This is a genomic window from Streptomyces sp. NPDC003284 (genome assembly GCF_053589675.1).
Genome location: NZ_JBSFSI010000006.1, coordinates 173891 through 198822, shown reverse-complemented (window position 1 = coordinate 198822; position 24932 = coordinate 173891). Strand labels below are relative to the sequence as shown.

24 protein-coding genes are annotated in these 24932 nt (G+C 72.6%); 20 read left to right on the top strand and 4 right to left on the bottom strand.

The genetic code is table 11. The features are described from left to right. The first annotated feature begins 277 nt into the window (after positions 1-277). Genes ACWDYF_RS15735 through ACWDYF_RS15700 form a run of 8 tightly spaced genes read left to right on the top strand, consistent with a single transcriptional unit; the run spans position 278 to position 9397 of the window. On the top strand, positions 278-3145 hold the full coding sequence (locus ACWDYF_RS15735; protein ID WP_389464129.1) for a YfhO family protein: 2868 nt from the start codon (positions 278-280) through the stop codon (positions 3143-3145). 25 nt (positions 3146-3170) lie between these two features. Beyond that, positions 3171-4121 carry a glycosyltransferase family 2 protein gene (locus tag ACWDYF_RS15730; protein ID WP_018570287.1) on the top strand — a complete coding sequence of 317 codons (951 nt, stop codon included), beginning with the start codon at positions 3171-3173 and terminating at the stop codon, positions 4119-4121. Then, on the top strand, positions 4121-4525 hold the full coding sequence (locus ACWDYF_RS15725; protein ID WP_018570286.1) for a GtrA family protein: 405 nt from the start codon (positions 4121-4123) through the stop codon (positions 4523-4525). Before ACWDYF_RS15730 ends, ACWDYF_RS15725 begins: the two co-directional genes overlap by 1 nt. Positions 4526-4569: 44 nt before the next feature. After that, positions 4570-5598, top strand: a complete 1029-nt coding sequence (argC, locus tag ACWDYF_RS15720) for an N-acetyl-gamma-glutamyl-phosphate reductase (RefSeq protein ID WP_381737039.1) — start codon at positions 4570-4572, stop codon at positions 5596-5598. After that, positions 5595-6746 carry a bifunctional glutamate N-acetyltransferase/amino-acid acetyltransferase ArgJ gene (gene argJ, locus ACWDYF_RS15715; protein ID WP_389464131.1) on the top strand — a complete coding sequence of 384 codons (1152 nt, stop codon included), beginning with the start codon at positions 5595-5597 and terminating at the stop codon, positions 6744-6746. The genes argC and argJ overlap by 4 nt, the downstream gene beginning before the upstream one ends. After that, positions 6743-7645, top strand: coding sequence for an acetylglutamate kinase (argB, locus tag ACWDYF_RS15710; RefSeq protein WP_018570283.1), 903 nt, complete (start codon positions 6743-6745; stop codon positions 7643-7645). Before argJ ends, argB begins: the two co-directional genes overlap by 4 nt. After that, entirely contained in the window at positions 7642-8826 is a 1185-nt protein-coding gene (locus ACWDYF_RS15705; RefSeq protein WP_389464133.1) for an acetylornithine transaminase, read from the top strand. Before argB ends, ACWDYF_RS15705 begins: the two co-directional genes overlap by 4 nt. A 19-nt stretch (positions 8827-8845) precedes the next feature. Then, positions 8846-9397, top strand: coding sequence for an arginine repressor (locus tag ACWDYF_RS15700; protein ID WP_018570281.1), 552 nt, complete (start codon positions 8846-8848; stop codon positions 9395-9397). 13 nt (positions 9398-9410) lie between these two features. Here ACWDYF_RS15700 and ACWDYF_RS15695 read toward each other — a convergent pair whose 3' ends face one another. Continuing rightward, complete coding sequence (locus ACWDYF_RS15695) at positions 9411-10007, bottom strand: pyridoxamine 5'-phosphate oxidase family protein (protein ID WP_355478621.1); 597 nt, start codon at positions 10005-10007, stop codon at positions 9411-9413. A 171-nt stretch (positions 10008-10178) separates the two neighbouring features. On the opposite strand from ACWDYF_RS15695, the gene argH reads away from it, so the two are divergent. The 4 genes from argH (at position 10179) to ACWDYF_RS15675 (ending at position 14850) form a co-directional block, all read left to right on the top strand. Continuing rightward, positions 10179-11606: an argininosuccinate lyase gene (gene argH / locus ACWDYF_RS15690; RefSeq protein WP_389464136.1), complete on the top strand. Its 1428-nt coding sequence runs from the start codon at positions 10179-10181 to the stop codon at positions 11604-11606. 72 nt (positions 11607-11678) lie between these two features. Next, positions 11679-12650: an aldo/keto reductase gene (locus tag ACWDYF_RS15685; protein ID WP_381737043.1), complete on the top strand. Its 972-nt coding sequence runs from the start codon at positions 11679-11681 to the stop codon at positions 12648-12650. 125 nt (positions 12651-12775) lie between these two features. Further along, positions 12776-13342, top strand: a complete 567-nt coding sequence (locus ACWDYF_RS15680) for a TetR/AcrR family transcriptional regulator (protein WP_381737044.1) — start codon at positions 12776-12778, stop codon at positions 13340-13342. Further along, positions 13339-14850, top strand: a complete 1512-nt coding sequence (locus ACWDYF_RS15675; RefSeq protein ID WP_381737045.1) for an MFS transporter — start codon at positions 13339-13341, stop codon at positions 14848-14850. The genes ACWDYF_RS15680 and ACWDYF_RS15675 overlap by 4 nt, the downstream gene beginning before the upstream one ends. A 123-nt stretch (positions 14851-14973) precedes the next feature. Here the strand turns inward: ACWDYF_RS15675 and ACWDYF_RS15670 are convergent, their stop codons facing one another. Continuing rightward, entirely contained in the window at positions 14974-15645 is a 672-nt protein-coding gene (locus tag ACWDYF_RS15670; protein ID WP_381737046.1) for a lysophospholipid acyltransferase family protein, read from the bottom strand. 287 nt (positions 15646-15932) lie between these two features. Between ACWDYF_RS15670 and ACWDYF_RS15665 the strand changes: the two genes are divergently transcribed. From ACWDYF_RS15665 to ACWDYF_RS15655, 3 genes are all read left to right on the top strand, one after another. Beyond that, the gene (locus ACWDYF_RS15665) at positions 15933-17171 is read left to right on the top strand and encodes a glycerophosphodiester phosphodiesterase (RefSeq protein ID WP_389464140.1); all 1239 of its coding nucleotides are present in this window, start codon (positions 15933-15935) and stop codon (positions 17169-17171) included. A gap of 75 nt (positions 17172-17246) precedes the next feature. Further along, positions 17247-17753, top strand: coding sequence for an RNA polymerase sigma factor (locus tag ACWDYF_RS15660; protein WP_018570273.1), 507 nt, complete (start codon positions 17247-17249; stop codon positions 17751-17753). Between the two features lie 45 nt (positions 17754-17798). Next, complete coding sequence (locus ACWDYF_RS15655; RefSeq protein WP_382846523.1) at positions 17799-18296, top strand: GNAT family N-acetyltransferase; 498 nt, start codon at positions 17799-17801, stop codon at positions 18294-18296. Positions 18297-18336: 40 nt separating this feature from the next. Here the strand turns inward: ACWDYF_RS15655 and ACWDYF_RS15650 are convergent, their stop codons facing one another. Both ACWDYF_RS15650 and ACWDYF_RS15645 read right to left on the bottom strand, forming a co-directional pair. Then, positions 18337-18804: a hypothetical protein gene (locus ACWDYF_RS15650; RefSeq protein WP_389464142.1), complete on the bottom strand. Its 468-nt coding sequence runs from the start codon at positions 18802-18804 to the stop codon at positions 18337-18339. A 1-nt stretch (position 18805) separates the two neighbouring features. Beyond that, the gene (locus ACWDYF_RS15645; protein ID WP_026252937.1) at positions 18806-19165 is read right to left on the bottom strand and encodes a hypothetical protein; all 360 of its coding nucleotides are present in this window, start codon (positions 19163-19165) and stop codon (positions 18806-18808) included. Between the two features lie 589 nt (positions 19166-19754). On the opposite strand from ACWDYF_RS15645, the gene ACWDYF_RS15640 reads away from it, so the two are divergent. From ACWDYF_RS15640 to cbiE, 5 genes are all read left to right on the top strand, one after another. Further along, positions 19755-20789, top strand: coding sequence for a methionine ABC transporter ATP-binding protein (locus ACWDYF_RS15640; RefSeq protein ID WP_381737049.1), 1035 nt, complete (start codon positions 19755-19757; stop codon positions 20787-20789). Continuing rightward, positions 20786-21523 carry a methionine ABC transporter permease gene (locus ACWDYF_RS15635; RefSeq protein WP_389464144.1) on the top strand — a complete coding sequence of 246 codons (738 nt, stop codon included), beginning with the start codon at positions 20786-20788 and terminating at the stop codon, positions 21521-21523. The genes ACWDYF_RS15640 and ACWDYF_RS15635 overlap by 4 nt, the downstream gene beginning before the upstream one ends. 93 nt (positions 21524-21616) lie before the next feature. Then, complete coding sequence (locus tag ACWDYF_RS15630) at positions 21617-22456, top strand: MetQ/NlpA family ABC transporter substrate-binding protein (RefSeq protein WP_389464146.1); 840 nt, start codon at positions 21617-21619, stop codon at positions 22454-22456. Positions 22457-22594: 138 nt separating this feature from the next. Continuing rightward, positions 22595-23233, top strand: a complete 639-nt coding sequence (locus tag ACWDYF_RS15625) for a GNAT family N-acetyltransferase (RefSeq protein WP_026252936.1) — start codon at positions 22595-22597, stop codon at positions 23231-23233. A 125-nt stretch (positions 23234-23358) separates the two neighbouring features. Beyond that, the gene (gene cbiE, locus ACWDYF_RS15620) at positions 23359-24600 is read left to right on the top strand and encodes a precorrin-6y C5,15-methyltransferase (decarboxylating) subunit CbiE (protein WP_389464149.1); all 1242 of its coding nucleotides are present in this window, start codon (positions 23359-23361) and stop codon (positions 24598-24600) included. Positions 24601-24932: the final 332 nt, after the last annotated feature.

Here is a 24932-nt window from a genome sequence, read left to right as displayed (position 1 = left end):
CCGCGGCGGTCCCGCCGGGTGCCGGGCACGGCCCCGTCGGCCCGCGCCGATTCAATTAACCCCCGGATCATTTTCCTGACGGTTCGAGTTTCCCTGACGGAAACAGGATGCCGGAGAATACTGCTGCGCATTCGAGTTCGCGGCACCATTTCCGGGCGACGGTACAGCCGACGGGAAGTCCGGGTGTCCGGCCGGCGAATCACCGACGCGCGGAGAGTCAACTCCCCTCCTCCGACGAGACGCCGCACGTGCCGAATTCCCCGGGAGCCTGCCGAGAATGGACCGCCCAACCCTGCCGAGCAGCCCTCGCGGAGCCGCGCGGCGACGAGCGGACGGGAACGGCGCCCCGGTCTCCGTACGCCGGTGGCGGCGCCCCGGGCAGTCCGCCGCCCTGCTCGCCGCCCTGCTCACCGCCGTCGTGTGCTGCGCCGCCGACGCCGTCGCGGGCAGCTACCCCTTCGGGCCCCGCACCCGCGACGTCAACGACCTGGGCAACCAGTACGTGCCCTTCCACGCCCACCTGTGGGACCTGCTGCACGGCCGGGCCGACGGCGGACTGCTCGTCAACTGGCAGTCCGGCTACGGCTCCAGCTTCCTGCCCGACCTGGGGACCTACCTCAGCAGCCCGTTCGCGCCGCTGGTCGCGCTGTTCCCGCGCGACGAGATCGACCTCGCCGTCTACACCGTCACCGTCCTGAAGACCGCCGCCGCCGGTGCCGCCATGGCCTGGCTGCTGCTGCGCCTGCGCCCCGGCCGCTGGTGGACCGCCGGGCTGCTGGGCGCCGCCTACGCCCTGTGCGGCTGGTCCCTGGCGGACGCCTCCTACAACCCGATGTGGCTCGACGGTCTGGTCGCGCTGCCCCTGCTGTGCCTGGTCGGCGAGTGGGTGCGGGCCGGACGGCGCCGGCTGCTGGGCGTGGTGATCGTGGCGCTCGCCTGGACGGCCAACTTCTACACCGCCTACATGGCCACGCTCGGCGCCGGACTGGTGCTGCTGCTGCGCCTGTGGCTCGGCGGCGTGCCGCGACGGCGCGCGCTGACCGCCGCGGGCCGCGCCGCCGCCACCGTCGTCCTCGGCGTGGGCCTGTCCGCGCCGCTGGTCGCGGTGGTCTACCTCGGCACCAAGCACGCCTACCCGGGCCGGGTCACCCATTTCTCGCCGGTGCCCACCGAGGACGTGCTGGCCCGGCTGCTGCCCACCACGTACGGCTTCGGCAGCCCCGCCCTGTTCGTGGGCACCACGGCCCTGCTGCTCGTCCTCGCGCTGCCCTTCCACCGCGCGGCACCCCGGCGGGTGCGCGTCGGCTGGCCCGCGCTGGTGGCCGTCGTGGCGCTGTCGATGCAGTGGACGCCGACCCATCTGGCCTGGCACGCCTTCGCCACCCCGAACGGCAGCCCGTACCGCCAGGCGTTCGTGCTCTGCGCCCTGCTGGTGACCGCGGCCTGGTACACCCTGTCCTACGGCGTCCCGGCCCCGCGCGCGCTGGGCGCGGCGGCGGCGCTGCTCGCCCTGATCGCCGCCGTGGCGAGCGGCAGCGGCCTGGTGCGCCCCTTCGCCTGGCCGATCCTGCTCACGGCCGCCGTCGGCGCCCTCGGCGGCCTCCTGCTGCTCGGCCGCGCGGAACGGGCGGAGCGAGCGGACGCGGCGGCGGCCGAGACGGACGAAGCCGCGACCGCCGCCGCCACCGCCGCCGACGACGCCGCCGCCGGGCCCCCCGCGCCCGCGCCCGCGACGGCCGCCGCCGCGAGGCGCCACCGCGCCGTCCTCGTCGGCCTCGCCGTGGTGCTGCTGACCGGCGCCCAGCTGGGCGAGGCCACCGCGACCTCCGCCGTGGCGACCCGGCTGCGCCTGGGCCACCTGGACGACTACGCGCCCTGGGGGACCCGGCAGCAGCGGCAGGCGGACGTGATCGCGCGGGCCGAGGACTGGCCCCGCTACCGCACCGACCCGGGCCGCGAGCAGACCGTGGGCAACGACCCGATGATGGTGGGCGGCCAGGGCGCCCAGTACTACAGCAGCCTCACCGCGGACGTGCTCAGCCGTATGCTCACCGCCCTCGGCGACGGCTGGACCTCGCGCGGCCGCAACCTCCAGAGCCTGGACAACGCCGTCACGGACGCGGTCTTCTCCGTGGGCGCCCGGGTGCACTCCCCGCCCGACCAGCACCAGCGCTGGAACCCGCGCGACCGCGGTGCGCCGACCGTGTCCCGCCAGGACGTGCCCCCGCTGGTCACCGTCCGCCCGGCCGGTGCCGCCGCAGCCGCCCGCGCCGGTGTCGCGGCCTTCGGTCCCTCGCCGTACCGCAACCAGGAGCGGGTGCTGGGCGCCCGCGTCTACACCGTGCCGGGCTTCACCGTACGCACCGCGGCGGGGGAGCGGCAGGCCCCCGGCGGCGGCGCGGGCGGCGGCGACGTACGGATCGAGGCGGCGCGCCGAGGCACCGCCGGGACGGGCCGCGCGGCGAAGCCGTCGATCACCGCGAGCTGCCCGGCCGGCAGCGAGGTCTATCTGTGGGCGCCGCACTTCTCCGGCACCGCCCGGCTCACCGCCGCCCCGGCGGGCGCCGCCGGACCGGGCGCCGCGTACGGCCCGACCGGCCGGTTCGCGTCGGACGGCGCCAAGATCGCCGCCATGCAGCGGCTCGGCCGGGTCCCGGCGTCCGGGCGGCTGCGCGTCGAACTGGCGCCCAGCAGGACCGGGACCGTCCCGGACGGCGCGGTCGGCTGCCTGGACACCGCCCGGCTGGCCGCCGCCGTACGGCACCTCAAGGCCACCGGCGCGAGCGAGGTGAGCGTCTCCGGCGGCACGCTGCACGCCCGGCTCCCGGCCGGCAGCACCGGCACCGCCGTCGTCGCGGCGCCCCGGATCGCCGGCTGGCGGTGCGCCGCCGACGGGAAGGCCGCGGTGCCCGCCGAGCAGTACTACGGCCTGATCGCCGTGCCGCTGGACGGCTCCGCGACCGGCCTCACCTGCACCTTCCATCCGCCGGGCCTGCGTCTGGGGGCCGCCGTCGGCGGTGTCTCGCTGCTGGTCCTGGCCCTCCTGGGCGTCCTCGGCGCCGTCCGCCGCAGGCGGCCCGCCCACCGTCCCGCCCCGCCCCGTACGCCCACCCACCCGCGCGAGCGCACGACCAGCGCTCTGTGACACCGTCCTCCCTGGGGGGAGAACCATGCTCATCTCGATCGTCGCACCCTGCTACAACGAGGAAGACGTCATAGAACGCTTCCACGAGGCCGTCCAGCAGGTCGCCGACGACCTGCTGCCGCTCGGCCACGACATGGAGTTCGTGTACGTCGACGACGGCAGCCGCGACCGCACGCTCCCGCTGCTCCAGCAACTGGCCGCCGCCGACCCGCGGGTGCGCTACGTCTCCTTCAGCCGCAACTTCGGCAAGGAGGCTGCCCTGCTGGCGGGCCTGCGCCACGCCACGGGGGACTCCGTGGTCGTCATGGACGCCGACCTCCAGCACCCGCCGGAGCTGATCCGCCGCATGGTCGAGCTGCGCGGCCAGGGCTGGGACCAGGTCCTGGCCCGGCGCAGCCGGAAGGGCGACCGGGTCACCCGCACCCTCACCGCCCGCCTGTACTACCGGCTGGTCAACCGCCTGGTCGACGTGGAACTCAAGGACGGCGTGGGCGACTTCCGGCTGCTGTCGCGGCGCGTGGTGGACGCGGTGCTGGAGCTGACCGAGTACAACCGTTTCTCCAAGGGCCTGTTCGCCTGGGTGGGCTTCCCCACCACCACCTTCGAGTACGAGAACGCGGTGCGTGAGCACGGCAGCAGCTCCTGGACGCTGAAGTCGCTGCTGAACTACGGTCTGGACGGGCTGCTCTCGTTCAACAACAGGCCGCTGCGCGCAGCCCTGCACCTGGGCATGTGGCTGCTGCTGTGCGCGGGCGTCTACACCGCGTGGATCGTGGGCGCGGCGCTCGTCAACGGCGTGCAGACCCCGGGCTATGTCACCATCATCGCGGCCGTCACGGCGCTCGCGGGCGTGCAGATGGTCATGCTGGGGGTCATCGGGGAGTACACCGGCCGCATCTACTACGAGGTCAAGGGGCGCCCGCACTTCCTGGTGAAGGAGAGCAACGTGGAGCGGACGAAGGATCTCATTCCCTGATGCGTAACCCGATGGCGAGGCAGGTCGTCACTTTCGCCGTGGTCGGCGCCCTGAACACGGCGACGTACTACCTTCTCTATCTGTTGTTCCTCACACGCCTGCCGTATCTCCTCGCGCATGTCCTGGCGTTCTTCCTCAGCATGATCGGCTCTTTCTTCCTGAACGCGCGTTTCACTTATCGCACCCGGCCGACCTGGCGGAAATTCCTGCTGTTCCCGCTCACCAACGCGGCCAATTTCGTGATCACCACGGCGGGGGTCTATGTGATCGTCGACGTGCTGCACGCCGGGAGCCGGTTCGCGCCGCTGCTCGCGTCGGCGGCGGCGATCCCGGTGACGTTCGTCGTCTCCCGGTGGATCATGCTTCCCAAGGGGGACCCGGTCCAGGAAGGCCGGATTGCATAAACGTGCATCGCTACGTATAGTCATGCCATCGAGGAGGAGGGCTCATGGCTGTACGTGTGGCGATCGCCGGAGCGAGTGGATACGCGGGCGGAGAAGCGCTGCGTCTGCTGCTCGCGCACCCCGGGGTCGAGATCGGTGCCCTGACCGGCAACTCCAACGCCGGCCAACGGCTCGGCACGCTCCAGCCGCACCTGCTGCCGCTGGCCGACCGGGTGCTCGCGCCCACCACGCCCGAGGCGCTGTCCGGCCATGACGTCGTCTTCCTCGCCCTGCCGCACGGCCAGTCCGCGGCCGTCGCCGAGCAGCTCGGCCCGGATGTCCTCGTCATCGACATGGGCGCCGACTTCCGGCTGAAGGACCCGGCCGACTGGGAGCGCTTCTACGGCTCCGCGCACGCCGGGACCTGGCCCTACGGCCTCCCCGAACTGCCGGGCGGCCGCGCCGCGCTGGAGGGGTCCAAGCGCATCGCGGTGCCCGGTTGCTACCCCACCGCCGCCTCCCTCGCCCTGGTCCCCGCCTACGCGGCCGGACTCGTGGAGAACGAGGCCGTGGTCGTCGCCGCCTCCGGCACCTCCGGCGCGGGCAAGGCCCCCAAGGCGCACCTGCTCGGCTCCGAGGTCATGGGCTCCATGTCCCCCTACGGCGTGGGCGGCGGCCACCGGCACACCCCCGAGATGATGCAGAACCTCGGCGCGGCAGCGGGCGAGCCGGTCACGGTCTCCTTCACCCCGACCCTCGCCCCGATGCCCCGCGGCATCCTCGCCACGTGCAGCGCGAAGGCCCGGGAGGGCGTCGGCGCGGAGTCGGTGCGCGCCGCCTACGAGAAGGCGTACGCCGACGAGCCCTTCGTCCGCCTCCTGCCGGAGGGGCAGTGGCCCGCCACCGGCGCGGTGTACGGCTCCAACGCGGTGCAGATCCAGGTGGCGTACGACCCCGCCGCGCACCGCGTCATCGCGATCAGCGCCCTGGACAACCTGACCAAGGGCACCGCGGGCGGCGCGGTGCAGAGCATGAACATCGCCCTCGGGCTCGATGAGTCCACAGGACTTTCCACGATCGGAGTCGCACCGTGAGCGTCACGGCAGCCAAGGGATTCCAGGCGGCGGGCATCGCCGCCGGGATCAAGGAGAACGGCAACCCGGACCTGGCCCTCGTGGTCAACACCGGGCCGCGCCGCGCCGCCGCGGGCGTCTTCACCGCCAACCGCGTCAAGGCCGCCCCGGTGCTGTGGTCCGAGCAGGTCCTGAAGTCCGGCCGGCTCTCCGCGGTGGTCCTCAACTCCGGCGGCGCCAACGCCTGTACGGGTCCCAAGGGCTTCCAGGACACCCATGCCACCGCCGAGAAGGCCGCCGAGGTGCTCGGTGTCGGCGCCGGTGAGGTCGCCGTCTGCTCCACCGGCCTGATCGGTGTGCTGCTGCCGATGGACAAGCTGCTGCCGGGCGTCGGGAGCGCGGCCGCGGCGCTGAGCGAGCACGGCGGCGAGAAGGCCGCCATCGCCATCAAGACCACCGACACGGTGCACAAGACGTCCGTGGTCTCCCGCGCGGGCTGGACGGTGGGCGGCATGGCGAAGGGCGCGGGCATGCTCGCGCCGGGCCTCGCCACCATGCTCGTCGTCCTCACCACCGACGCCGACCTGGACAGCGCCGCCCTGGACCGGGCGCTGCGCGCGGCCACCAAGGTCACCTTCGACCGGGTCGACTCCGACGGCTGCATGTCCACCAACGACACCGTGCTGCTGCTCGCCTCCGGTGCCTCCGGGCTCACCCCGGCCGAGGACGACTTCGCCGACGCCGTGCGCGCCGTCTGCGCCGATCTCGGCCGTCAGCTCATCGGGGACGCCGAGGGCGCCAGCAAGGACATCCAGGTCGAGGTGGTGGGCGCCGCCACCGAGGAGGACGCCGTCGAGGTGGGCCGCTCCATCGCCCGCAACAACCTCCTCAAGTGCGCCCTGCACGGCGAGGACCCCAACTGGGGCCGTGTCCTGTCCGCGATCGGCACCACCCGGGCCGCCTTCGAGCCCGACCGGCTCAACGTCGCCATCAACGGCGTGTGGGTGTGCAAGAACGGCGGCGTGGGCGAGGACCGCGACAAGGTCGACATGCGCTACCGCGAGGTGCACATCGTCGCCGACCTCGCGGCGGGCACCGAGACCGCCACCATCTGGACCAACGACCTCACCGCGGACTACGTCCACGAGAACAGCGCGTACTCCTCATGACCACGACCCGCAGGCACACGGCCCTGCCGAAGGCGAAGATCCTCATCGAGGCACTGCCCTGGCTGACCCGCCACCACGGCAGGACGGTGGTCATCAAGTTCGGCGGCAACGCGATGGTCGACGAGGAGCTGAAGGCGGCGTTCGCCCAGGACGTGGTGTTCCTGCGGCACGCCGGCCTCAAGCCGGTCGTCGTGCACGGCGGCGGCCCGCAGATCAGCGCGGCCCTGGACCGGCATGGCATCGTCAGCGAGTTCAAGGCGGGCCTGCGCGTCACCAGCGAGGAGGCCATGGACGTCGTACGGATGGTGCTGGCCGGGCAGGTCCAGCGCGAGCTGGTCGGCCTGCTCAACCAGCACGGTCCGCTCGCCGTCGGCCTCACCGGCGAGGACGCGCACACCATCACCGCCACCCGGCACGTCCCCGAGATCGACGGCGAACCGGTCGACATCGGACGGGTCGGGGAGATCACCGCCATCGACACCGGCGCGATCGAGGCCCTGCTCGCCGACGGCCGTATCCCGGTCGTCTCCTCGATCGCCCGCTCCGAGGACGACGGACATGTCTACAACGTCAATGCTGATACGGCGGCTGCGGCACTCGCTGCGGCACTGGGCGCCGAGACCCTCATGGTCCTCACCGACGTCGAGGGCCTCTACGAGGACTGGCCGCACTCCGACGAGGTGATCAGCCGGCTCACCGCGAGCCAGCTGGAGAAGCTGCTGCCGGACCTGTCCGCCGGCATGGTGCCGAAGATGCGGGGCTGTCTGCACGCCGTGCGCGGCGGGGTGAACACCGCCCGCGTCATCGACGGCCGGGTCCAGCACTCGATCCTGCTGGAGATCTTCACCGACGAGGGCATCGGCACGATGGTCGTGCCGGACGAAGAGGGGGAGTCGTGAGCAACGCGGAACTGACCGCCCGCTGGCAGGGCGCGCTGATGAACAACTACGGCACGCCGCGCCTGCCCCTGGTCCGCGGCGCGGGCACCCGGCTGTGGGACGCCGACGGCAAGGAGTACGTGGACTTCGTCGGCGGCATCGCCGTCAACGCGCTCGGCCACGCCCACCCCGCGGTCGTCGAGGCCGTGAGCCGGCAGATCGCCTCGCTCGGCCATGTCTCCAACCTGTTCGTCGCCGAGCCGCCCGTCGCCCTCGCCGAACGGCTCCTCCAGCACTTCGGCCGCGACGGCAAGGTGTTCTTCTGTAACTCCGGCGCCGAGGCCAACGAGGGCGCCTTCAAGATCGGCCGGCTCACCGGGCGCACCGGCATGGTCGCCACCGAGGGCGGTTTCCACGGCCGCACCATGGGCGCCCTGGCGCTGACCGGCCAACCCGGCAAGCAGGAGCCCTTCCTGCCGCTGCCCGGCGACGTCGCCCATGTGCCCTACGGCGACGCGCAGGCGCTGGCCGCCGCGGTCACCGAGGACACCGCCCTGGTGATCATCGAGCCGGTCCAGGGCGAGAACGGCGTGGTCGTCCCGCCCCCCGGCTATCTGAAGGCGGCCCGCGCCATCACCGCCGCCACCGGCGCGCTGCTCGTGCTGGACGAGGTGCAGACCGGCGTCGGCCGCACCGGGCACTGGTTCGAATACCAGGCCCACGAGGGCGTCCTGCCGGACGTCGTCACCCTCGCCAAGGGGCTGGGCGGCGGGCTGCCGCTCGGCGCGACCGTCGCCTTCGGCCGGGCCGCCGAGCTGCTCCAGCCGGGCCAGCACGGCACCACCTTCGGCGGCAACCCGGTGGCCTGCGCCGCCGGACTCGCCGTCCTGGACACCATCGCGGGCGAAGGGCTGCTGGACAACGTCAAGCGGCAGAGCGAACGGCTGCGCGAGGGCGTCGAGTCCCTCGGCCACCCGCTCGTCGACCACGTCAGGGGCGCGGGCCTGCTCCTGGGTATCGTGCTCACCGGGCCGCACGCGCCGCGGGCGCAGCAGGCGGCCCAGGAGGCCGGCTTCCTCGTGAACGCGCCCGCACCCGACGTCGTCCGGCTGATGCCGCCGCTGAACCTCGGCGACGACGACGTGGACGCGTTCCTGCGGGCGCTGCCCGGCATCCTGGACACCACCGACGGGGACGCATGATCCGGAGAATGGGACGACGATGAGTCAGGCACAGGACCACGGGCACACCGACGCGTCGGGCGCCGGGCCCGCCCTGCCGCAGACCCGCACCGCACGCCACCGCCGGATCGTGGACATCCTCAACCGGCAGCCGGTGCGCTCGCAGAGCCAGTTGGCGAAGCTGCTGGCGGACGACGGGCTGAGCGTCACCCAGGCGACGCTCTCCCGCGACCTCGACGAGCTGAACGCGGTGAAGATCCGCAACAACGAGGGCGACCTCATCTACGCGGTCCCCAGCGAGGGCGGCTTCCGCACCCCGCGCGCGCCGCTGGGCGAGTCCGCCAAGGAGGAGCGGATGCGGCGGCTCTCCCAGGAGCTGCTGATCTCGGCGGAGGCGTCGGCGAACCTCGTGGTCCTGCGCACCCCGCCGGGCGCCGCCCAGTTCCTGGCCTCCGCGATCGACCAGGCCGAGCTCCAGGACATCCTGGGCACCATCGCGGGCGACGACACCCTCATGCTGATCAGCCGCGACCCGACCGGCGGCCAGGCGCTCGCCGACCATCTGCTGCGCCTGGCCCAGAACGGCCACTGACGGCCGGTGCCGCTCAGCCCGCCTGCGCGGGCGTGGGCGGCAGCGGCAGCGGGAGCCCCGGCAGCCCGTCCAGGCTGGTGGCGATGTGCTCCTTCTTGGTGAAGTACGCGTCCAGCGACTCGTCGTCCTCGCGGGCGAACCGCCTGCGGTGCAGGTCGCGGTCCTCGTCGTAGGTCATGAAGGGCACCGCGTAGCCGCAGGTGTCCCGGATCAGCGAGGCGTGCACGACGACGATCGCGCGCAGTCCGTGCGACGCCGGGTCGATGCCGGGGAAGCGGGCGAGCAGGTCCGTGAAGCGCGGATCGTCGCGGAAGACGGGCTCGCCCCTGCCGTGCACCCGCACGATGTTGGGCGGCCCCTGGAAGGCGCACCACATCAGGGTGATGCGGCCGTTCTCGCGCAGGTGCGCGACGGTCTCCGCGTTGGACCCGGCGAAGTCCAGATACGCCACGGTGTGCCCGTCGAGCACCGCGAGGGAGCCCTTGAGGCCCTTGGGGGAGAGGTTGACCGTGCCGTCGCCGGAGAGCGGCGCGGTCGCGGTGAAGAAGAGGGGCTGCTCCTCGATGAAGGTGCGCAGCCTGCCGTCGATGCGCTCATACGTCTTTCCCATGTCCACCCATTATCCGGGCAACTCTTTCGACTGTCTAAGGAATTGTGGGCTCCGGGCCGCCCCGGCCCCGCCGGACCGGCCTGCCGCGATTGACTAGCCATGCGGAGATCTGCATAATCATGCATGCCGAGTACGGCTCGTCCACCCACCCTCTCCCTAGGAGCAGCGCAAGTGAGCAGCAACAGCGGTGACGTACGGCTCTGGGGCGGCCGGTTCGCCGACGGACCCGCCGAGGCCCTGGCGAAACTGTCCGCGTCCGTCCACTTCGACTGGCGGCTCGCGCCCTACGACATCGCCGGTTCGCGCGCCCACGCGCGCGTGCTGCACCGGGCGGGCCTGCTCACCGAGGACGAGCTGACCCGGATGACCGCCGGACTCGACCGGCTGGAGGCCGACGTCGCGGACGGCTCCTTCACCGGCACCGTCGCCGACGAGGACGTCCACACCGCCCTGGAGCGCGGCCTGCTGGAGCGCCTCGGCCCCGACCTCGGCGGCAAGCTGCGCGCCGGCCGCTCCCGCAACGACCAGGTCGCCACCCTCTTCCGCATGTACCTGCGCGACCACGCCCGGATCATCGGCGGCCTGATCGCCGACCTCCAGGACGCGCTGATCGGCCTGGCCGAGGCCCACCCGGACGTGGCGATGCCCGGCCGCACCCACCTCCAGCACGCCCAGCCGGTCCTCTTCGCCCACCATGTGCTCGCCCACGCGCAGTCCCTGTCCCGGGACGCCGAGCGGCTGCGCCAGTGGGACGAGCGGACCGCCGTGTCGCCGTACGGCTCGGGCGCCCTGGCCGGTTCCTCCCTCGGCCTGGACCCCGAGGCGGTCGCCCGCGACCTCGGCTTCGAGCACGGCAGCGCGGCCAACTCCATCGACGGCACCGCCTCGCGCGACTTCGCCGCCGAGTTCGCCTTCGTCACCGCCATGATCGGCGTGAACCTCTCCCGCATCGCCGAGGAGATCATCATCTGGAACACGAAGGAGTTCTCCTTCGTCACGCTGCACGACGCGTTCTCCACCGGCTCCTCGATCATGCCGCAGAAGAAGAACCCCGACATCGCGGAGCTGGCGCGCGGCAAGTCCGGCCGCCTCATCGGCAACCTGACCGGGCTGATGGCCACCCTCAAGGCCCTGCCGCTCGCCTACAACCGCGACCTCCAGGAGGACAAGGAGCCCGTCTTCGACTCCTGCGACCAGCTGGAGGTCCTGCTGCCCGCCTTCACCGGCATGACGGCCACCCTCACCGTCCACCGCGAGCGCATGGAGGAGCTGGCCCCGGCCGGCTTCTCGCTGGCCACCGACATCGCGGAGTGGCTGGTCAAGCAGGGCGTGCCGTTCCGGGTGGCGCACGAGGTCGCCGGTGAGTGCGTGAAGGCCGCCGAGGCCGAGGGCAAGGAACTGGACGAGCTGACCGACGAGCAGTTCGCCGGGATCTCCGCCCACCTCACCCCCGAGGTGCGCACGGTCCTCGACGTGCCCGGCGCCCTCGCCTCCCGCGACGGCCGCGGCGGCACCGCCCCGAGCGCGGTCGCGGTCCAGCTCGCCGAGATCAAGGCCGACGTGGCCGCCCAGCACGCCTGGGCCGACGCCAAGAAGTAGCCGGTACGTGCCCGAGGGGGCATCGCGGGTACGTTGGGTCGCAGTACGGAGCCGACCCGAACGGAGCCCGCGATGCCCTTCGCGCGACTGGCCGCAGCCACCACCCCCACCTGCCACCTCGGCCTGGGTCTGGCCGCCGTGGGGCGCCCCGGATACATCAACCTCGGCCGGGACCGCGACCTCGGCGCGGACCGCTCCGTGGACGCCCTGCGCGCCCGTACGCACGAACTCCTGGACGCCGCCTACGCCCAGGGGGTGCGCTATCTTGACGCCGCCCGCTCCTACGGCCGCTCCGAGGAGTTCCTCGCCGACTGGCTGCGCGCCCGCCCGGAGATCGACGACGTCGTCGTCGGCAGCAAGTGGGGCTACACCTACACGGCCGACTGGCGCACCGACGCCGAGCAGCACGAGGTCAAGGACCACAGCGCGGCCACCTACGCGCGCCAGCGCGCCGAGAGCGCCGCGCTGCTCGGCGACCGGCTCGACCTCTACCAGATCCACTCGGTGACCCCGGACAGCCCCGCCCTGACCGACAAGGAACTGCACGCCCGGCTCGCCGAGGCCGCCGCCTCGGGGCTGACCGTCGGCTTCTCCACCAGCGGCCCCGCCCAGGCCGACGCGATCCGGGCCGCCCTCGCCGTGACCGTGGACGGCGAGCCGCTGTTCCGTACCGTCCAGTCGACGTACAACGCCCTGGAGACCTCCGCCGGGCCCGCCCTCGCCGAGGCGCACGACGCGGGGCTCACCGTGATCGTCAAGGAGGGCATGGCGAACGGCCGACTGGCCGGCCCCGACGCGCCCGAGGCCCTGCGCGAGGTGGCCCGGAGCACCGGTCACGGCTGCGACGCGGTCGCCCTCGCCCTGATCCTGCGCCGCCCCTGGGCGGGCGTGGTGCTCTCCGGCGCCGCCACCGTCGACCAGCTCGTCTCCAACCTGCACGCCCCGGCCGTCGACCTGGACGACGAGCAGGCGGCCCGCCTCGACGCCCTGGCCGAGGACCCGCAGGCGTACTGGCGCCGGCGTGGCCGGCTGCCCTGGCACTGACCTCCCACGGCCCACAGCCCCCGACCCACAGCCCACAGCCCCCGGCCACAGCCCCGGGGCCGGACTGCTGAGACGCGCATGCCGCCTGTGAGACATCAACGTCTCATTCGGTGTATGGTTGTCTCATGGCTGTCGATCGTGACCACGTGCTGCGCACTGCCGCGGCCCTGCTGACCCGCAAGTCCACCGCGACGATGGACGAGGTCGCCAGGGCCGCCGGGATCAGCCGCGCCACGCTGCACCGGCACTTCGCCGGACGCGACGCGCTCGTGCGGGCACTGGAGGCGCTCGGCATCCAGGAGTGCGAGGCCGCGCTGGACGCGGCCCGCCCGGACGAGGGGCCCGCGCGCGACGCGGTGCACCGGCTGGTCCGCGCGATCGAGCCCGCGGCCGGCCTGCTGTCCTTCCTCTACACCGAGAACCAGCTGTTCGAGGGCGGGGAGGTGAACGCGGGCTGGGCCCGGATCGACGAGCGGATCGAGACCCTGTTCCGGCGCGGCCAGGACAGCGGGGAGTTCCGCATCGACCTCACCCCGGCCTGGCTCACCGAGGCACTGTTCGGCCTGCTGGCCTCCGCCGCCTGGGCGGTGGCCGAGGGCCGGGTGGCCCCCAAGGACTTCACGTACATGACGGTCGAGCTGCTGCTCGGCGGCGCGCTGCGCGCGGACGCACCACGGAGAGAGGAACCATGACCAGCACCCTGCGGCCGGCCCGCACGACGGAGACGGAGAAGCGACCGGGCCGCTGGCTCGCGCTCGGCGTCCTCGTCCTGGCCGTGCTGCTGGTGGCCGTCGACGCGACCGTCCTCGGTCTCGCGACCCCGTACATCAGTGAGGACCTCAAGCCCTCCGGCACCCAGCTGCTGTGGATAGGCGACGTCTACTCGTTCGTCATCGCCGGTCTGCTCGTCTCCATGGGCAGCCTGGGCGACCGCATCGGACGCAAGCGCATCCTGCTCTGCGGCGCCGTCGCCTTCGGCCTGATCTCCGTGCTCAACGCCTACGCGACCTCGCCGGAACTGATGATCCTGGCGCGGGCGCTGCTCGGTGTCGCCGGTGCCACCCTGATGCCGGCCACGCTCGCCCTGATCCGCAACCTCTTCCACGACCCGCGCGAGCGCAGCCTCGCGGTCGGCATCTGGGGCGCGGCCGCCTCGGCGGGCATGGCCGTGGGCCCCATCGTCGGCGGGTTCCTGCTCGAACACTTCTGGTGGGGCTCGGTCTTCCTGATCAACCTGCCGGTGATGGCCGTGCTCGTCCTGGTCGGGATCCGGCTGCTGCCCGAGTCCCGCAACCCGAATCCGGGCCCCTGGGACCTGGCCAGCGTCGTGCTGTCACTGGTCGGCATGATCGCCACCGTGTACGCGGTCAAGGAGGCCGCGGCGCACGGGTTCACCTGGCCGGTCCTCGGCGCGGGCCTGCTCGGCGTGGCCGGGCTGTACGGCTTCGTCCGCCGCCAGCTCACGATGCCCGTGCCGCTGCTCGACATGCGGCTGTTCCGCAGCCGCGGCTTCAGCGGCGCGGTCCTCGCCGACCTGCTGACCGTCCTCGGCATGTCCGGGCTGGTCTTCTTCCTCTCCCAGTATCTGCAACTGGTCCAGGGCAGGCGGCCGTTCGAGGCGGGCCTGGCCGAGCTGCCGGCCGCCGTCGGCGCGGTGGCGGCCGGTCTGGTGGCGGGCACCGCGGCCCGGCGCTTCTCGGTGCGGGCGGTGGTCTCCGGCGGGCTGGCCGCGGTCGGCCTGTCCCTGGCCGCGCTGACCACGCTCAGCGGCGCGACCGGTTATCCGCTGCTGGGCGCGGCGCTGCTGGTGGTCGGCGTCGGCGCCGGACTCTCCTTCACGGTGACCGCCGACGTGATCCTCTCCAGCGTGCCCAAGGACCAGGCGGGCGCCGCCTCGGCGGTCTCGGAGACGGCGTACGAACTCGGCGCGGCCCTGGGCATCGCCCTGCTCGGCTCCATCGTGACCGCCGCCTACCGCGGCTTCACCGGCCCGGCGGGCACACCCCCGCAGGCCCACGAGTCCCTGGGCGGCGCCGTGGAGGCGGCGGCCGGTTTGCCCGCCCCCACCGCCGAGGCCCTGCTGTCCGCGGCCCGCGACTCCTTCGTCCACGGCCTCCACCTGGCCTCGGGCGCGGGCGCGGCCGTCCTGCTGACAGCCGCGGCAGCAGCGTGGTTCCTCCTGAAGAACCAGAAACTCTGACCACTCCGACAAGGGCGGACGCCCCGCCGGGGGCGCGGGGAACGGCGCGAGCAACCCCCACACCCCCGCACCCGGCGGCGAACCGAGCCCCCTACGGCGCCCACCCGCCCGATCGCCGAAGGCTCACGCCGCCTTCGCCTTGGTGGCGTACATGTCCACGTACTCCTGCCCCGACAACCGCATGACCTCGGTCATCACCGAGTCCGTCACCGCCCGCAGCACATACCGGTCACGGTCCATGCCCTCGTAGCGGGAGAACTCCATCGGCTCACCGAACCGCACGGTGACCTTGCCCGGCCGGGGCAGCCCCGTGCCGCCCGGCTGGAGCTTGTCGGTGCCGATCATCGCGAACGGCACGACAGGCGCGCCGGTCATCAGCGTCAGCCGCGCGATACCGGTGCGCCCCCGGTACAGCCGCCCGTCGGGGGAGCGGGTGCCCTCGGGATAGATGCCGAAGACCTTCTGCTCCTCCAGCACCCGGCGGCCGGTCATCAGCGCGGCCACCCCGCCCCGGCCGCCGTCGCGGTCGACCGGGATCATGCCGACACCGGTGAAGAACCAGGCCATCAGCCGGCCCTTGAACCCCTTGCCCGTGACGTACTCGTCCTTGCCGATGAAGAAGACCTGCCGGTCGCAGACGACCGGCAGGATCATCGAGTCGATGAACGTCAGGTGGTTGCCCGCCAGGATGACCGGACCGTCGCCGGGAATGCGCTCCGCGCCCTCCACTCGCATGCGGAACACCAGGCGCATGATCGGACCGAGCACTGCCTTGATGAACGCGAAGCGGGACAACGGGCCCTCCGGTGCCAAGGGATGCGGTATGTGTCTGTGCAGGTGAGGACGATACTCGCGGCGCGGCCCGGAATGCACATCGGGCGCACCACCTCTTACCCACTGTTGACGTGCGTTCACCTGCGCGGGAGTCGTGTTGCGACGCGGTGAACGGCGCATGGCGGTGTGACCGAGGTTACGGGGTGTCATCCCGCGTCACCCGCGTGTTCCGCTCGGCGTCTCCCGTCCGTCACCCCCGCCCCCCTACGATCGGCGCGCACCGACGGGACGAGACCAGGAGGCGGTTCATGGGCAGGCAGCAGCCGGAACGGCAGGCGGACACGCGCGAGTCCGGCGAGCGCACGGGCGGGACCGGGCGCCGGGCGCTGCTCGGCGCGGCGGTGCTCGGCGCGGGCGGAGCGGTCCTCGGCATGCCGGGCACGGCGAGCGCCGCGCAGGGCGGACCGGAGCGGGGCGCGGCCGCGCGGCCGGCCGGCCACCGGGGCGGCCTGAAGAGCCTGCCCGTGCCGACGATCATCGGCCACCGCGGCGCCAGCGGCTACCGGCCCGAGCACACCTTCGGCTCCTACGAGCTCGCCCTCGACCTCGGCGCCCATGTCGTCGAGGCCGGTGACCTGGTGCCCACCCGCGACGGCCACCTCGTGTGCCGGCACGAGCCGGAGATCGGCGGCACCACGGACGTCGCCGACCACCCGGAGTTCGCCGGACGCAAGACCACCAAGGTGCTCGACGGGGTGCCCACCACCGGCTGGTTCACCGAGGACTTCACCCTCGCCGAGCTGAAGCGGCTGCGCGCGGTCGAGCGCATCCCGGCCAACCGCCCGCACAACACCCTCTACAACGGGCGCTGGGAGATCCCCACCTTCGAAGAGGTCCTGAAATGGCAGGACGAGCAGACCCGGCGCCGCGGCCGGCAGGTGTGGATCTACCCCGAGACCAAGCACCCCACCTACTTCCGCAAGCTGGGCCTCGGCCTGGAGGAGCGGGTGGCGAAGCTGCTGCGCAAGTACGGCAAGGACGGCCGGAACTCGCCGGTCATCCTCCAGTCCTTCGAGCCGACCAGCATCCAGCGGCTCAACCGGCTCGTGGACAACCCGCTGGCCGTGCTGCTGTCGGACGCGGGCAGCCGCCCGTACGACTTCGTCGAGGCGGGCGACCCGCGCACGGTCGCCGATCTCATCACCCCCAAGGGCCTGCGGGAGATCGCCGGCTACGCGCAGGGCATCGGCCCGACCGTGGACCTGATCATCCCCAAGGAGGCCGACGGCAACCTCGGCCGGCCCAGCACGCTGGTGCGCGACGCGCACGCCGTGGGTCTGGTCCTGCACCCCTACACCATGCGCAACGAGAACCCGTTCCTGCCGCCGAAGTTCCGCAAGGGCACCGCCAAGGACGCCTACGGCGACTCCTTCGGACTGTTCCAGGCGTACTTCGCGACCGGTATCGACGGCATCTTCACCGACAACGCGGACACCGGCCTCCTCGCCCGCGAGGACTTCCTGGCCGGACGGTCCGTCAACCGCTGACCCGGCCCGCCCTCGTCGGTGTGAACGCAGGCCGCCCCGGCAACCCGCCGCCGGGGCGGCCGCGTCGTGCCGCATATGACAGACGACCTGCTCGCCGCCCTGCGCCCCCTGCTCGTCGCCGAGGCATCGGCGGAGGCACATGCCGCCGGTACGGAACCCGGCGACCTGGAACAGGCGGTCTGGCTCAGGCTGCTGGAGCACCTGGAGGCGGACGGACCGCCCCGCGACCCCGGGAACTGGCTGCGTCGCGCGGTCCGCTCCGAGGCACGCAGGACACGACGCACCGTCAGCGTCGAGCGGCCGTACGGTCCGGAGCCCGCCGAGGACAGCGAGCGCGGCCCCGAACCCATGGCGCTGGCCGCCGCGCGGGAGCGTGCCCTGCGCGAGGCGGTGCGCCGGCTGCCCGGCCGCTGCCCCCGGCTGCTGGAGGCGCTGCTGTCCCCGCGGGACCTCACCTACCGGGAGATCGCGGGGGAGTTGGGTATCTCACAGGGCAGTCTCGGACCGGAACGTTCCAGATGTCTGGGATGTCTACGGCGTTTGCTGGCACCGGAGGTTGCGGCGCGACAAGCCCGGGGATAGGAGTGGGGGACGACAGGTGATCAGGTGAGCGGGAGGCGTGCGCACATGGGCATGAGCGTGACCATCTCGGAGGCGGCCGAGCAGGACGCGGAGCAGATCTTGAAGCTCCAGTACCTGTGCTTCCAGAGCGAGGCGGCGCTGTACGGCAACTACCGCATCGACCCGCTCGTCGAGACCCTGGACGCGCTGCGCCACGAGGTCGCCGCCGAGTGCGTCTTCGTGGCCCGCCTCGGTGACGAGGTGGTCGGCTCGGTGCGCGGGCGGGTGACCGAGGACGGCGCCGCCGACATCGGCAAGCTCTGCGTCCACCCCCGCCTCCAGGGACACGGCATCGGCGCCCGGCTGCTCGGCGCGGTCGAGGCGGCCCTGGCCGAGGAGCGCCAGGTCACCCGGTTCCGGCTGCACACCGGCCGCCGCAGCGAGGGCAACCTGCGGCTGTACCGGCGCGTCGGCTACCGCACGGTGGGCGCCTTCGACGCCCCCGACGGCGTACCGATGATCCTCCTGGAGAAGGCGGCCGGTACCTACGTGGCGACCGCCTAGGACAGCTCCTGGCCGCCCGGCACCGGGCGGTGTCGGCGGTTCAGGCGGTGGCGGTGGCGGCCGCCTGCTCCTGCCTGCGGGCCTTGCGCAGCCAGTACAGGGCCGACAGCGGGAGCAGCACCGGGATGAAGAGGTATCCGGCGCCGTAGTCGGACCACACGGTCGCGTCCGGGAACGCGGACGGTTCGGCCAGCGTCCAGGTCCCGACGGTCAGCACACCCACCAGTTCGGCGGCGCAGCACACCAGCGCCGCCGTACGGGCCTTCTCGCCGCCGCGCACCAGCGAGTACGTGATGAAGCCGTACACCAGGCCCGCCACCGCCGACAGCGAGTACGCCAGCGGCGCGCGGCCGAAGTCGGTCGCGATCTGGTAGGCGGAGCGGGACACCGCGCCGACGACCATCACGCCGTACAGCCAGACGAGCAGGATGCCCGGTCCGCTGATCAGCCGGGTCCGCGCGGGCCCGGACTGCTCCTCCCCGGTCCGCTTCTCCTCGGCCGTGGTCATCTCAGCCTCCCCAGATGTCGTAGAGCCGTACTTCCAGGACGGCGAGGACCACACCGCCGGCCGCGACCGTCACCGAACCCCAGCGGGTGCGCTCCGTCAGCGACATGAACCCGGCCGCCGGGACGCAGGCGAAGGCGCCCAGCAGATACGCCACGAAGATCGTCGTCCCCTGGTCCGGCTTCTCGCCCCGCGCCAGCGCCACGATCCCGATCACCAGCTGGACCAGGGCCAGCAGTGTGACCACGGCCATGCCGATGAAGTGCCAGTCCTTCGTCGGCTGGTCACGGTGGGCGGCCCAGCCGCACCAGGCGGCGAGCAGCAACGCGGCGACGCCGGTCACCAGCGTCAGGGCAGCAAGCATGCTGTGACCCTATTACGGGGCGAAGACCCCACCGCGCCCGCCCCGGCGCCCCCGCCCGGGGCCGGTCCCGGTGCCCCGCCCGCGCGGCCGTGGCGTTGGCCACAGCGCACCGGGCGCACCGGCCGGCACGCCGTCCCGCATGACCTCGGGCCGAGCCCGTCCCCGCTGGTCACAGACGTGCGCCGGGCCCGATCCGGTCGCCGCCGGAGGGCGTCCATGAACGTCCACGATGCGGACGAGGGTGCCGTGTCAGCAGCGTCGGTCTGGTTTACTGATCGCATGACCACGACGAGCTGCCGCATCCCTGCGACCGAGGCGACGATGACGCCCGGTGCTCGTTGTATGTGTCCCGCGCGTCGAATGTGCGCCTTCTAGAGGGCCCCCGCACCACCTGAGCCTCGCGCCCCGAAGCGAGCGCCCGCTCCTGTCCTCCGCCCGCCCCTGGGCGCGGACGGCCGAGCCCGTGCCCCCGTGCGCACGTTTCCCTCGCCCAGAGCGGGGCAAGTGCCGCGTTCCGGCCGCACCCGACCATGAACGCCGTGCCCGGCGCCCACGACGCGCCGCGCACTCGACAGTGACGGAAACACTCGTGATCACCACATCGGGCCTCACCAAGGTCTACCGCTCACGCGGACGCGAGGTCACCGCCCTCGACGGCGTCGACCTGCACGTCCGCGAAGGCGAGGTGTACGGCGTCATCGGCCAGTCCGGCGCCGGCAAGTCCTCGCTGATCCGCTGCGTCAACCTGCTGGAGCGGCCCACCTCCGGCACGGTCACCGTCGCGGGCCAGGACCTCACCGCCCTCGCCGGACGCGGACCGCGGGCCGGCAAGGAGCTGCGCCGGGCGCGCAGCCGGATCGGCATGGTCTTCCAGCACTTCAACCTGCTCTCCTCGCGCACCGTGCGGGACAACGTCGAACTGCCCCTGGAGATCCTCGGCAGGACCGGCAAGGAGCGCACCCGCCGGGCGCTCGAACTGCTCGACCTGGTCGGCCTCGCCGACAAGGCCGGGGCCTACCCCGCCCAGCTCTCCGGCGGCCAGAAGCAGCGTGTCGGCATCGCCCGCGCCCTGGCCGGCGACCCCAAGGTGCTGCTCTCCGACGAGGCCACCAGCGCGCTCGACCCGGAGACCACCCGCTCCATCCTCCAACTGCTGCGCGACCTGAACCAGCAGCTCGGCCTGACCGTCCTGCTGATCACCCACGAGATGGACGTCGTGAAGTCGATCTGCGACTCCGCCGCGCTGATGGAGCGGGGCCGCGTCGTCGAGTCCGGCACCGTGAGCGAACTGCTCGCCACCCCCGGTTCCCAGCTCGCCTCCGCGCTGTTCCCGGTGGGCGGCGAGGCCACCGGCGAGGAGCGCACCGTCCTGGACGTCACCTTCCACGGCGAGGCCGCCACCCAGCCGGTCATCTCCCAGCTGTCCCGTACCTACAACATCGACATATCGATCCTCGGCGCCGCCATCGACACCGTCGGCGGTCTCCAGGTCGGCCGGATGCGCATCGAGCTGCCGGGCCGCTACGAGGACAACGTCGTACCGGTCGGCTTCCTGCGCGAGCAGGGTCTGCAGATCGACGTCGTCGGCCAGGCCGACCCGCTGGTGAAGGAAGGCGTCCGATGACCTGGTCCGAGATGCACCCGCTGCTGACCCAGGCGTGTTGGGACACGCTCTACATGGTCGGCTGGTCCACGGTGATCGCCGTCGTCGGCGGCCTCCCGCTCGGCGTCCTGCTGGTCCTCACCGACCGGGGCGGCCTGCTCCAGAACCTCCTCGCCAACAAGGTGATCGGCCAGGTGGTGAACGTCGCCCGCTCGATGCCGTTCATCATCCTCATCGTCGCCCTGCTGGACTTCACCCGCTGGATCACCGGCACCACCATCGGCCGCGACGCCGCCATCGTGCCGCTGGCCATCGGCGCCATCCCGTTCTTCGCCCGGCTGGTGGAGACCTCCGTGCGCGAGGTGGACGGCGGGCTCGTCGAGGCCGTGCAGTCCATGGGCGGCAACACCTGGACGGTCGTGCGCAAGGTTCTCGTGCCCGAGTCGCTGCCGTCCCTGATCTCCGGCACCACCACCACGGTCGTCGCCCTCATCGGCTACACCGCGATGGCCGGCACGGTCGGCGCCGGCGGCCTCGGCGACATCGCCATCCGCTACGGCTACCAGCGCTTCGAGACCCAGCTGATGTGGATCACCGTCGGCATCCTCGCCGTGGTCATCTCGCTGATCCAGTTCGCCGGCGACCTCGCCGCCCGCTCCCTGCACCGGCGCGGCGGCCGGTCCGGACCGGCGCCCCGGCTGCGGCTGCTGCGCTCCGGCGGCTCCTCCACGGCCGACGTGAGCAAGGCGGCCTGACCCCTCGGCCGCCGCCGCACCCGTACTCGTACTCGCACCCGACTCCCCGTTCACCCCCTACGGGGCCGCACCACCCAAGGAAAGGCACTTTTCGTGCGTAACACCGCCAAGATCACCTCTGCCGTCCTGGCCGCCGGAGCCCTCACCCTCGGGCTCACCGCCTGCGGCGGCTCCGACTCCGACTCCGGCAAGAGCGACGCGAACGCCACGCTGACCGTCGCCGCCACGCCCACCCCGCAGGGCGAGATCCTCACCTACGTCAAGGACCACCTCGCGCAGAAGGCCGGCCTCAAGCTGGAGGTCAAGGAGTTCACGGACTACGTGACCCCCAACACGGCCGTCCAGCAGGGCCAGGTCGACGCCAACTACTTCCAGCACAAGCCGTACCTCGACGACTTCAACAAGAAGAACGGCACCGACATCGTCCCGGTCCCCGGCGGCTCCGTGCACCTGGAACCGCTCGGCGTCTACTCCAAGACCTACAAGAAGCTCACGGACCTCAAGCAGGGCGCCAGCATCGCGCTGCCCAACGACACCACCAACGAGGCCCGCGCGCTCAAGCTCCTGGAGGCCAACGGCCTGCTCAAGCTGAAGGCGGGCGCCGGGTACGAGGCGACCCCCAAGGACGTCACCGACAACCCCAAGGGCCTGAAGTTCAAGGAGCTGGAGGCGGCCCAGCTGCCCCGCTCCCTCGGCGACGTGGACGCCGCGGTGATCAACGGCAACTACGCCCTGGAGGCCAAGCTCAGCCCGGCCAAGGACGCGCTGGCCGCCGAGTCCGCCAAGGGCAACCCGTACGCCAACTTCCTCGCCGTGAAGAAGGGCAACGAGGACGACCCGCGGGTCAAGAAGCTCGCCAAGCTCCTCACCTCGCCCGAGGTCAAGAAGTTCATCGAGGACAAGTACGACGGCGCCGTCGTCCCGGCGTTCTGATCCGTCCCGGCACCGCCGCACCCGGGGTCCGCTTCCGCACAGGGGGCGGACCCCGTGGTGCGTCCGGGGGCGCCGATGCTGCATGCTGGGCAGTTCAGCAGGCCCTGACGGTATTTCCGAAGGTTACGGAGCGGCGCCATGACTAGCACCTTCCCCAACATCTCCATCAGCACGGAGCGGTTGGTGCTGCGCCCCCTCGACGAGGACGACGTCCCCGCACTGGCCGCGATGATGAACGACGAACAGGTCGCGGCCTGGACCGACATCCCCCAGCCCTTCACCGAGGCGTCCGCCCGCCACTGGATCGGCCGCTACGCCCCCGCCGAACGCACCGCGGGCCGCGGGCTCGACCTCGCGGTCACCGAGTTCCTCACCCAGCGCCTGGTCGGTGTCGTCCAGCTGGCCAAGACCGACTGGCACGTCCGCGCCACCGAACTCTCGTACATCATCGCCCCCTGGGCGCGCGGCGAGGGCTACGCCTCCGAAGCCGCCCTGGCCACCGCCCAGTGGCTCTTCGGCGACCAGAAGTTCGAACGCATCGAACTGCGCACCGCCGCCGACAACACCGCCTCCCAGCAGGTCGCCCAGAAGATCGGCTGCATCAGCGAGGGCGTGCTGCGCAACGCCTGCATAGCCCACCTGCGCACCCAGGACGGCACCTGGACCGACGTACGCACCGACTTCATCGTGTGGAGCCTGCTGCCGGAGGACCTGGACGGCACCGACGAGGAACTCGCCGACAGCAGCGGATTCACGTCGTTCCCTGACTGGAACTGACCCGGCCGCGCCGCACCGCCCCGCCGCCCACCGCGCGGTCCCGGCGCCGCACCAGGTAACCTCACGGAGCCCGCACACGGGCGTCGCCCGTGACGACCCGCTTCACCCCCTGGAGACTGACAACGATGGCCGACCGGGTCACGGTGATCGGCTGGGACGGTACGCCGCTGACCGAGGCGGCGCGCGGCGCGCTCGGCGCCGCCACCCTCGTGGCGGGCGCGGCGCACCACCTGGCGCTCCCTGAAGTACCCCCCGCCGCCGAGCGCATCCGCCTCGGCAGCGTCGCCCTGGCCGCCCGCCGCATCGCCGGGCACCGCGGCACCGCCGTCGTCCTCGCCGACGGCGACCCCGGCTTCTTCGGCGTCGTCCGCACCCTGCGCGACCCCGAGTTCGGCCTGGAGGTCGAGGTCGCCCCCGCCGTCTCCTCGGTGGCCGCCGCCTTCGCCCGCGCCGGTATGCCCTGGGACGACGCCCAGGTGGTCGTCGCCCACAAACGCACCCTGCGCCGCGCGGTGAACGTATGCCGCGCCCACACCAAGGTCGCCGTACTGACCGCACCCGGCGCCGGCCCCGCCGAACTGGGCCTGCTCCTCGACGGGGTGCACCGCACCTTCGTCATCTGCGAGGAACTGGGCACCGAGCGCGAACAGGTCACCGTCGTCACCTCCGACAAGGCCGCCGACCACACCTGGCGCGACCCGAACGTCGTCATTGTCATCGGCGGAATCGCCGGAATCGGCGGCACCGGCGGCAACGGGGCCCGCATCGGCGCCGGGGACGGCGGCTGGATCGCCGGACGCGACCCGGCCGACCCGGTGCGCGGCTGGACCCGGCCCGCCGACGCCTACGACGGACCCCTCGGCGAGGGCGAGACCGAGCTGCTGCGCGCCGCGCAACTGGCCCGGCTCGGCCCGCGCGTCGGCGACCTCGTGTGGGACATCGGCTGCGGCGGCGGCGCGTTCGCCACCGAGGCCGCGCGCGCCGGCGCCGCCGTCATCGCCGTCGACCGCGACCCGGAGGCCTGCGCCCGCACCGAGGCCGCCGCCCGCCGCTTCGGCGTCCAGGTGCAGGTGGTGCACGGCACCGCCCCGCACGTCCTGGAGAACCTGCCCGAACCGGACGTCGTACGGGTCGGCGGCGGGGGAGCGGCCGTCGTCGACGCGGTCGCCGACCGGCGCCCGCAGCGCATCGTCGCGCACGCCGCCAACCGCGACACGGCCGAACGCGTCGGCCGCGGGCTGACCGAACACGGGTACCAGGTCGAGTGCGCCCTGCTCCAGGCCGTCGAACTCGACACCCGCGCCTGGACGGAGACAGAGCGGAGCGTCGCGTTCCTGCTCAGCGGGGTCGCGGACCACGCCCCGTGATCGGATTGTCGGACCGCGCGCGGTAGGCTGGCCGATCGTTGTACCGCACTGGGGGCTCCGGAGCTTCGTTCTCAATGTCCGGAAAACCCACCCGTTGTGCGGGGGGTGCGGTACGGCACAACCGGAGGACGCGCAACGTGGCGCAGTCCACAGCGGGCCGTGGCGGAAGACGCTGTCACGGCGGGCGGACGACCGCGACAATGCCACTCAATGGCTTTGTCGCCTTTTTTGGGTGGGTCGTTCGTGCCGCTGGGCACGGACGCTCGTTCTTCACTGGGGGGCGGTCGGTGCGCCGTTCCCGGTGAGCTGGTCGTAGGAGCACTAACCGATGG

What these genes read in the sequence shown, in the direction of transcription:
- ACWDYF_RS15675 (WP_381737045.1), top strand. Translation starts at nt 13,339, where the DNA reads ATGACCAGCACCCTGCGGCCGGCCCGCACGACGGAGACGGAGAAGCGA.
- ACWDYF_RS15725 (WP_018570286.1), top strand. Translation starts at nt 4,121, where the DNA reads ATGCGTAACCCGATGGCGAGGCAGGTCGTCACTTTCGCCGTGGTCGGC.
- ACWDYF_RS15645 (WP_026252937.1), bottom strand. Translation starts at nt 19,165, where the DNA reads ATGCTTGCTGCCCTGACGCTGGTGACCGGCGTCGCCGCGTTGCTGCTC.
- argC (WP_381737039.1), top strand. Translation starts at nt 4,570, where the DNA reads ATGGCTGTACGTGTGGCGATCGCCGGAGCGAGTGGATACGCGGGCGGA.
- ACWDYF_RS15695 (WP_355478621.1), bottom strand. Translation starts at nt 10,007, where the DNA reads ATGGGAAAGACGTATGAGCGCATCGACGGCAGGCTGCGCACCTTCATC.
- ACWDYF_RS15685 (WP_381737043.1), top strand. Translation starts at nt 11,679, where the DNA reads ATGCCCTTCGCGCGACTGGCCGCAGCCACCACCCCCACCTGCCACCTC.
- ACWDYF_RS15655 (WP_382846523.1), top strand. Translation starts at nt 17,799, where the DNA reads ATGGGCATGAGCGTGACCATCTCGGAGGCGGCCGAGCAGGACGCGGAG.
- argB (WP_018570283.1), top strand. Translation starts at nt 6,743, where the DNA reads ATGACCACGACCCGCAGGCACACGGCCCTGCCGAAGGCGAAGATCCTC.
- ACWDYF_RS15650 (WP_389464142.1), bottom strand. Translation starts at nt 18,804, where the DNA reads ATGACCACGGCCGAGGAGAAGCGGACCGGGGAGGAGCAGTCCGGGCCC.
- cbiE (WP_389464149.1), top strand. Translation starts at nt 23,359, where the DNA reads ATGGCCGACCGGGTCACGGTGATCGGCTGGGACGGTACGCCGCTGACC.
- ACWDYF_RS15625 (WP_026252936.1), top strand. Translation starts at nt 22,595, where the DNA reads ATGACTAGCACCTTCCCCAACATCTCCATCAGCACGGAGCGGTTGGTG.
- ACWDYF_RS15660 (WP_018570273.1), top strand. Translation starts at nt 17,247, where the DNA reads ATGACAGACGACCTGCTCGCCGCCCTGCGCCCCCTGCTCGTCGCCGAG.
- ACWDYF_RS15665 (WP_389464140.1), top strand. Translation starts at nt 15,933, where the DNA reads ATGGGCAGGCAGCAGCCGGAACGGCAGGCGGACACGCGCGAGTCCGGC.
- ACWDYF_RS15680 (WP_381737044.1), top strand. Translation starts at nt 12,776, where the DNA reads ATGGCTGTCGATCGTGACCACGTGCTGCGCACTGCCGCGGCCCTGCTG.
- ACWDYF_RS15735 (WP_389464129.1), top strand. Translation starts at nt 278, where the DNA reads ATGGACCGCCCAACCCTGCCGAGCAGCCCTCGCGGAGCCGCGCGGCGA.
- ACWDYF_RS15730 (WP_018570287.1), top strand. Translation starts at nt 3,171, where the DNA reads ATGCTCATCTCGATCGTCGCACCCTGCTACAACGAGGAAGACGTCATA.
- ACWDYF_RS15635 (WP_389464144.1), top strand. Translation starts at nt 20,786, where the DNA reads ATGACCTGGTCCGAGATGCACCCGCTGCTGACCCAGGCGTGTTGGGAC.
- ACWDYF_RS15700 (WP_018570281.1), top strand. Translation starts at nt 8,846, where the DNA reads ATGAGTCAGGCACAGGACCACGGGCACACCGACGCGTCGGGCGCCGGG.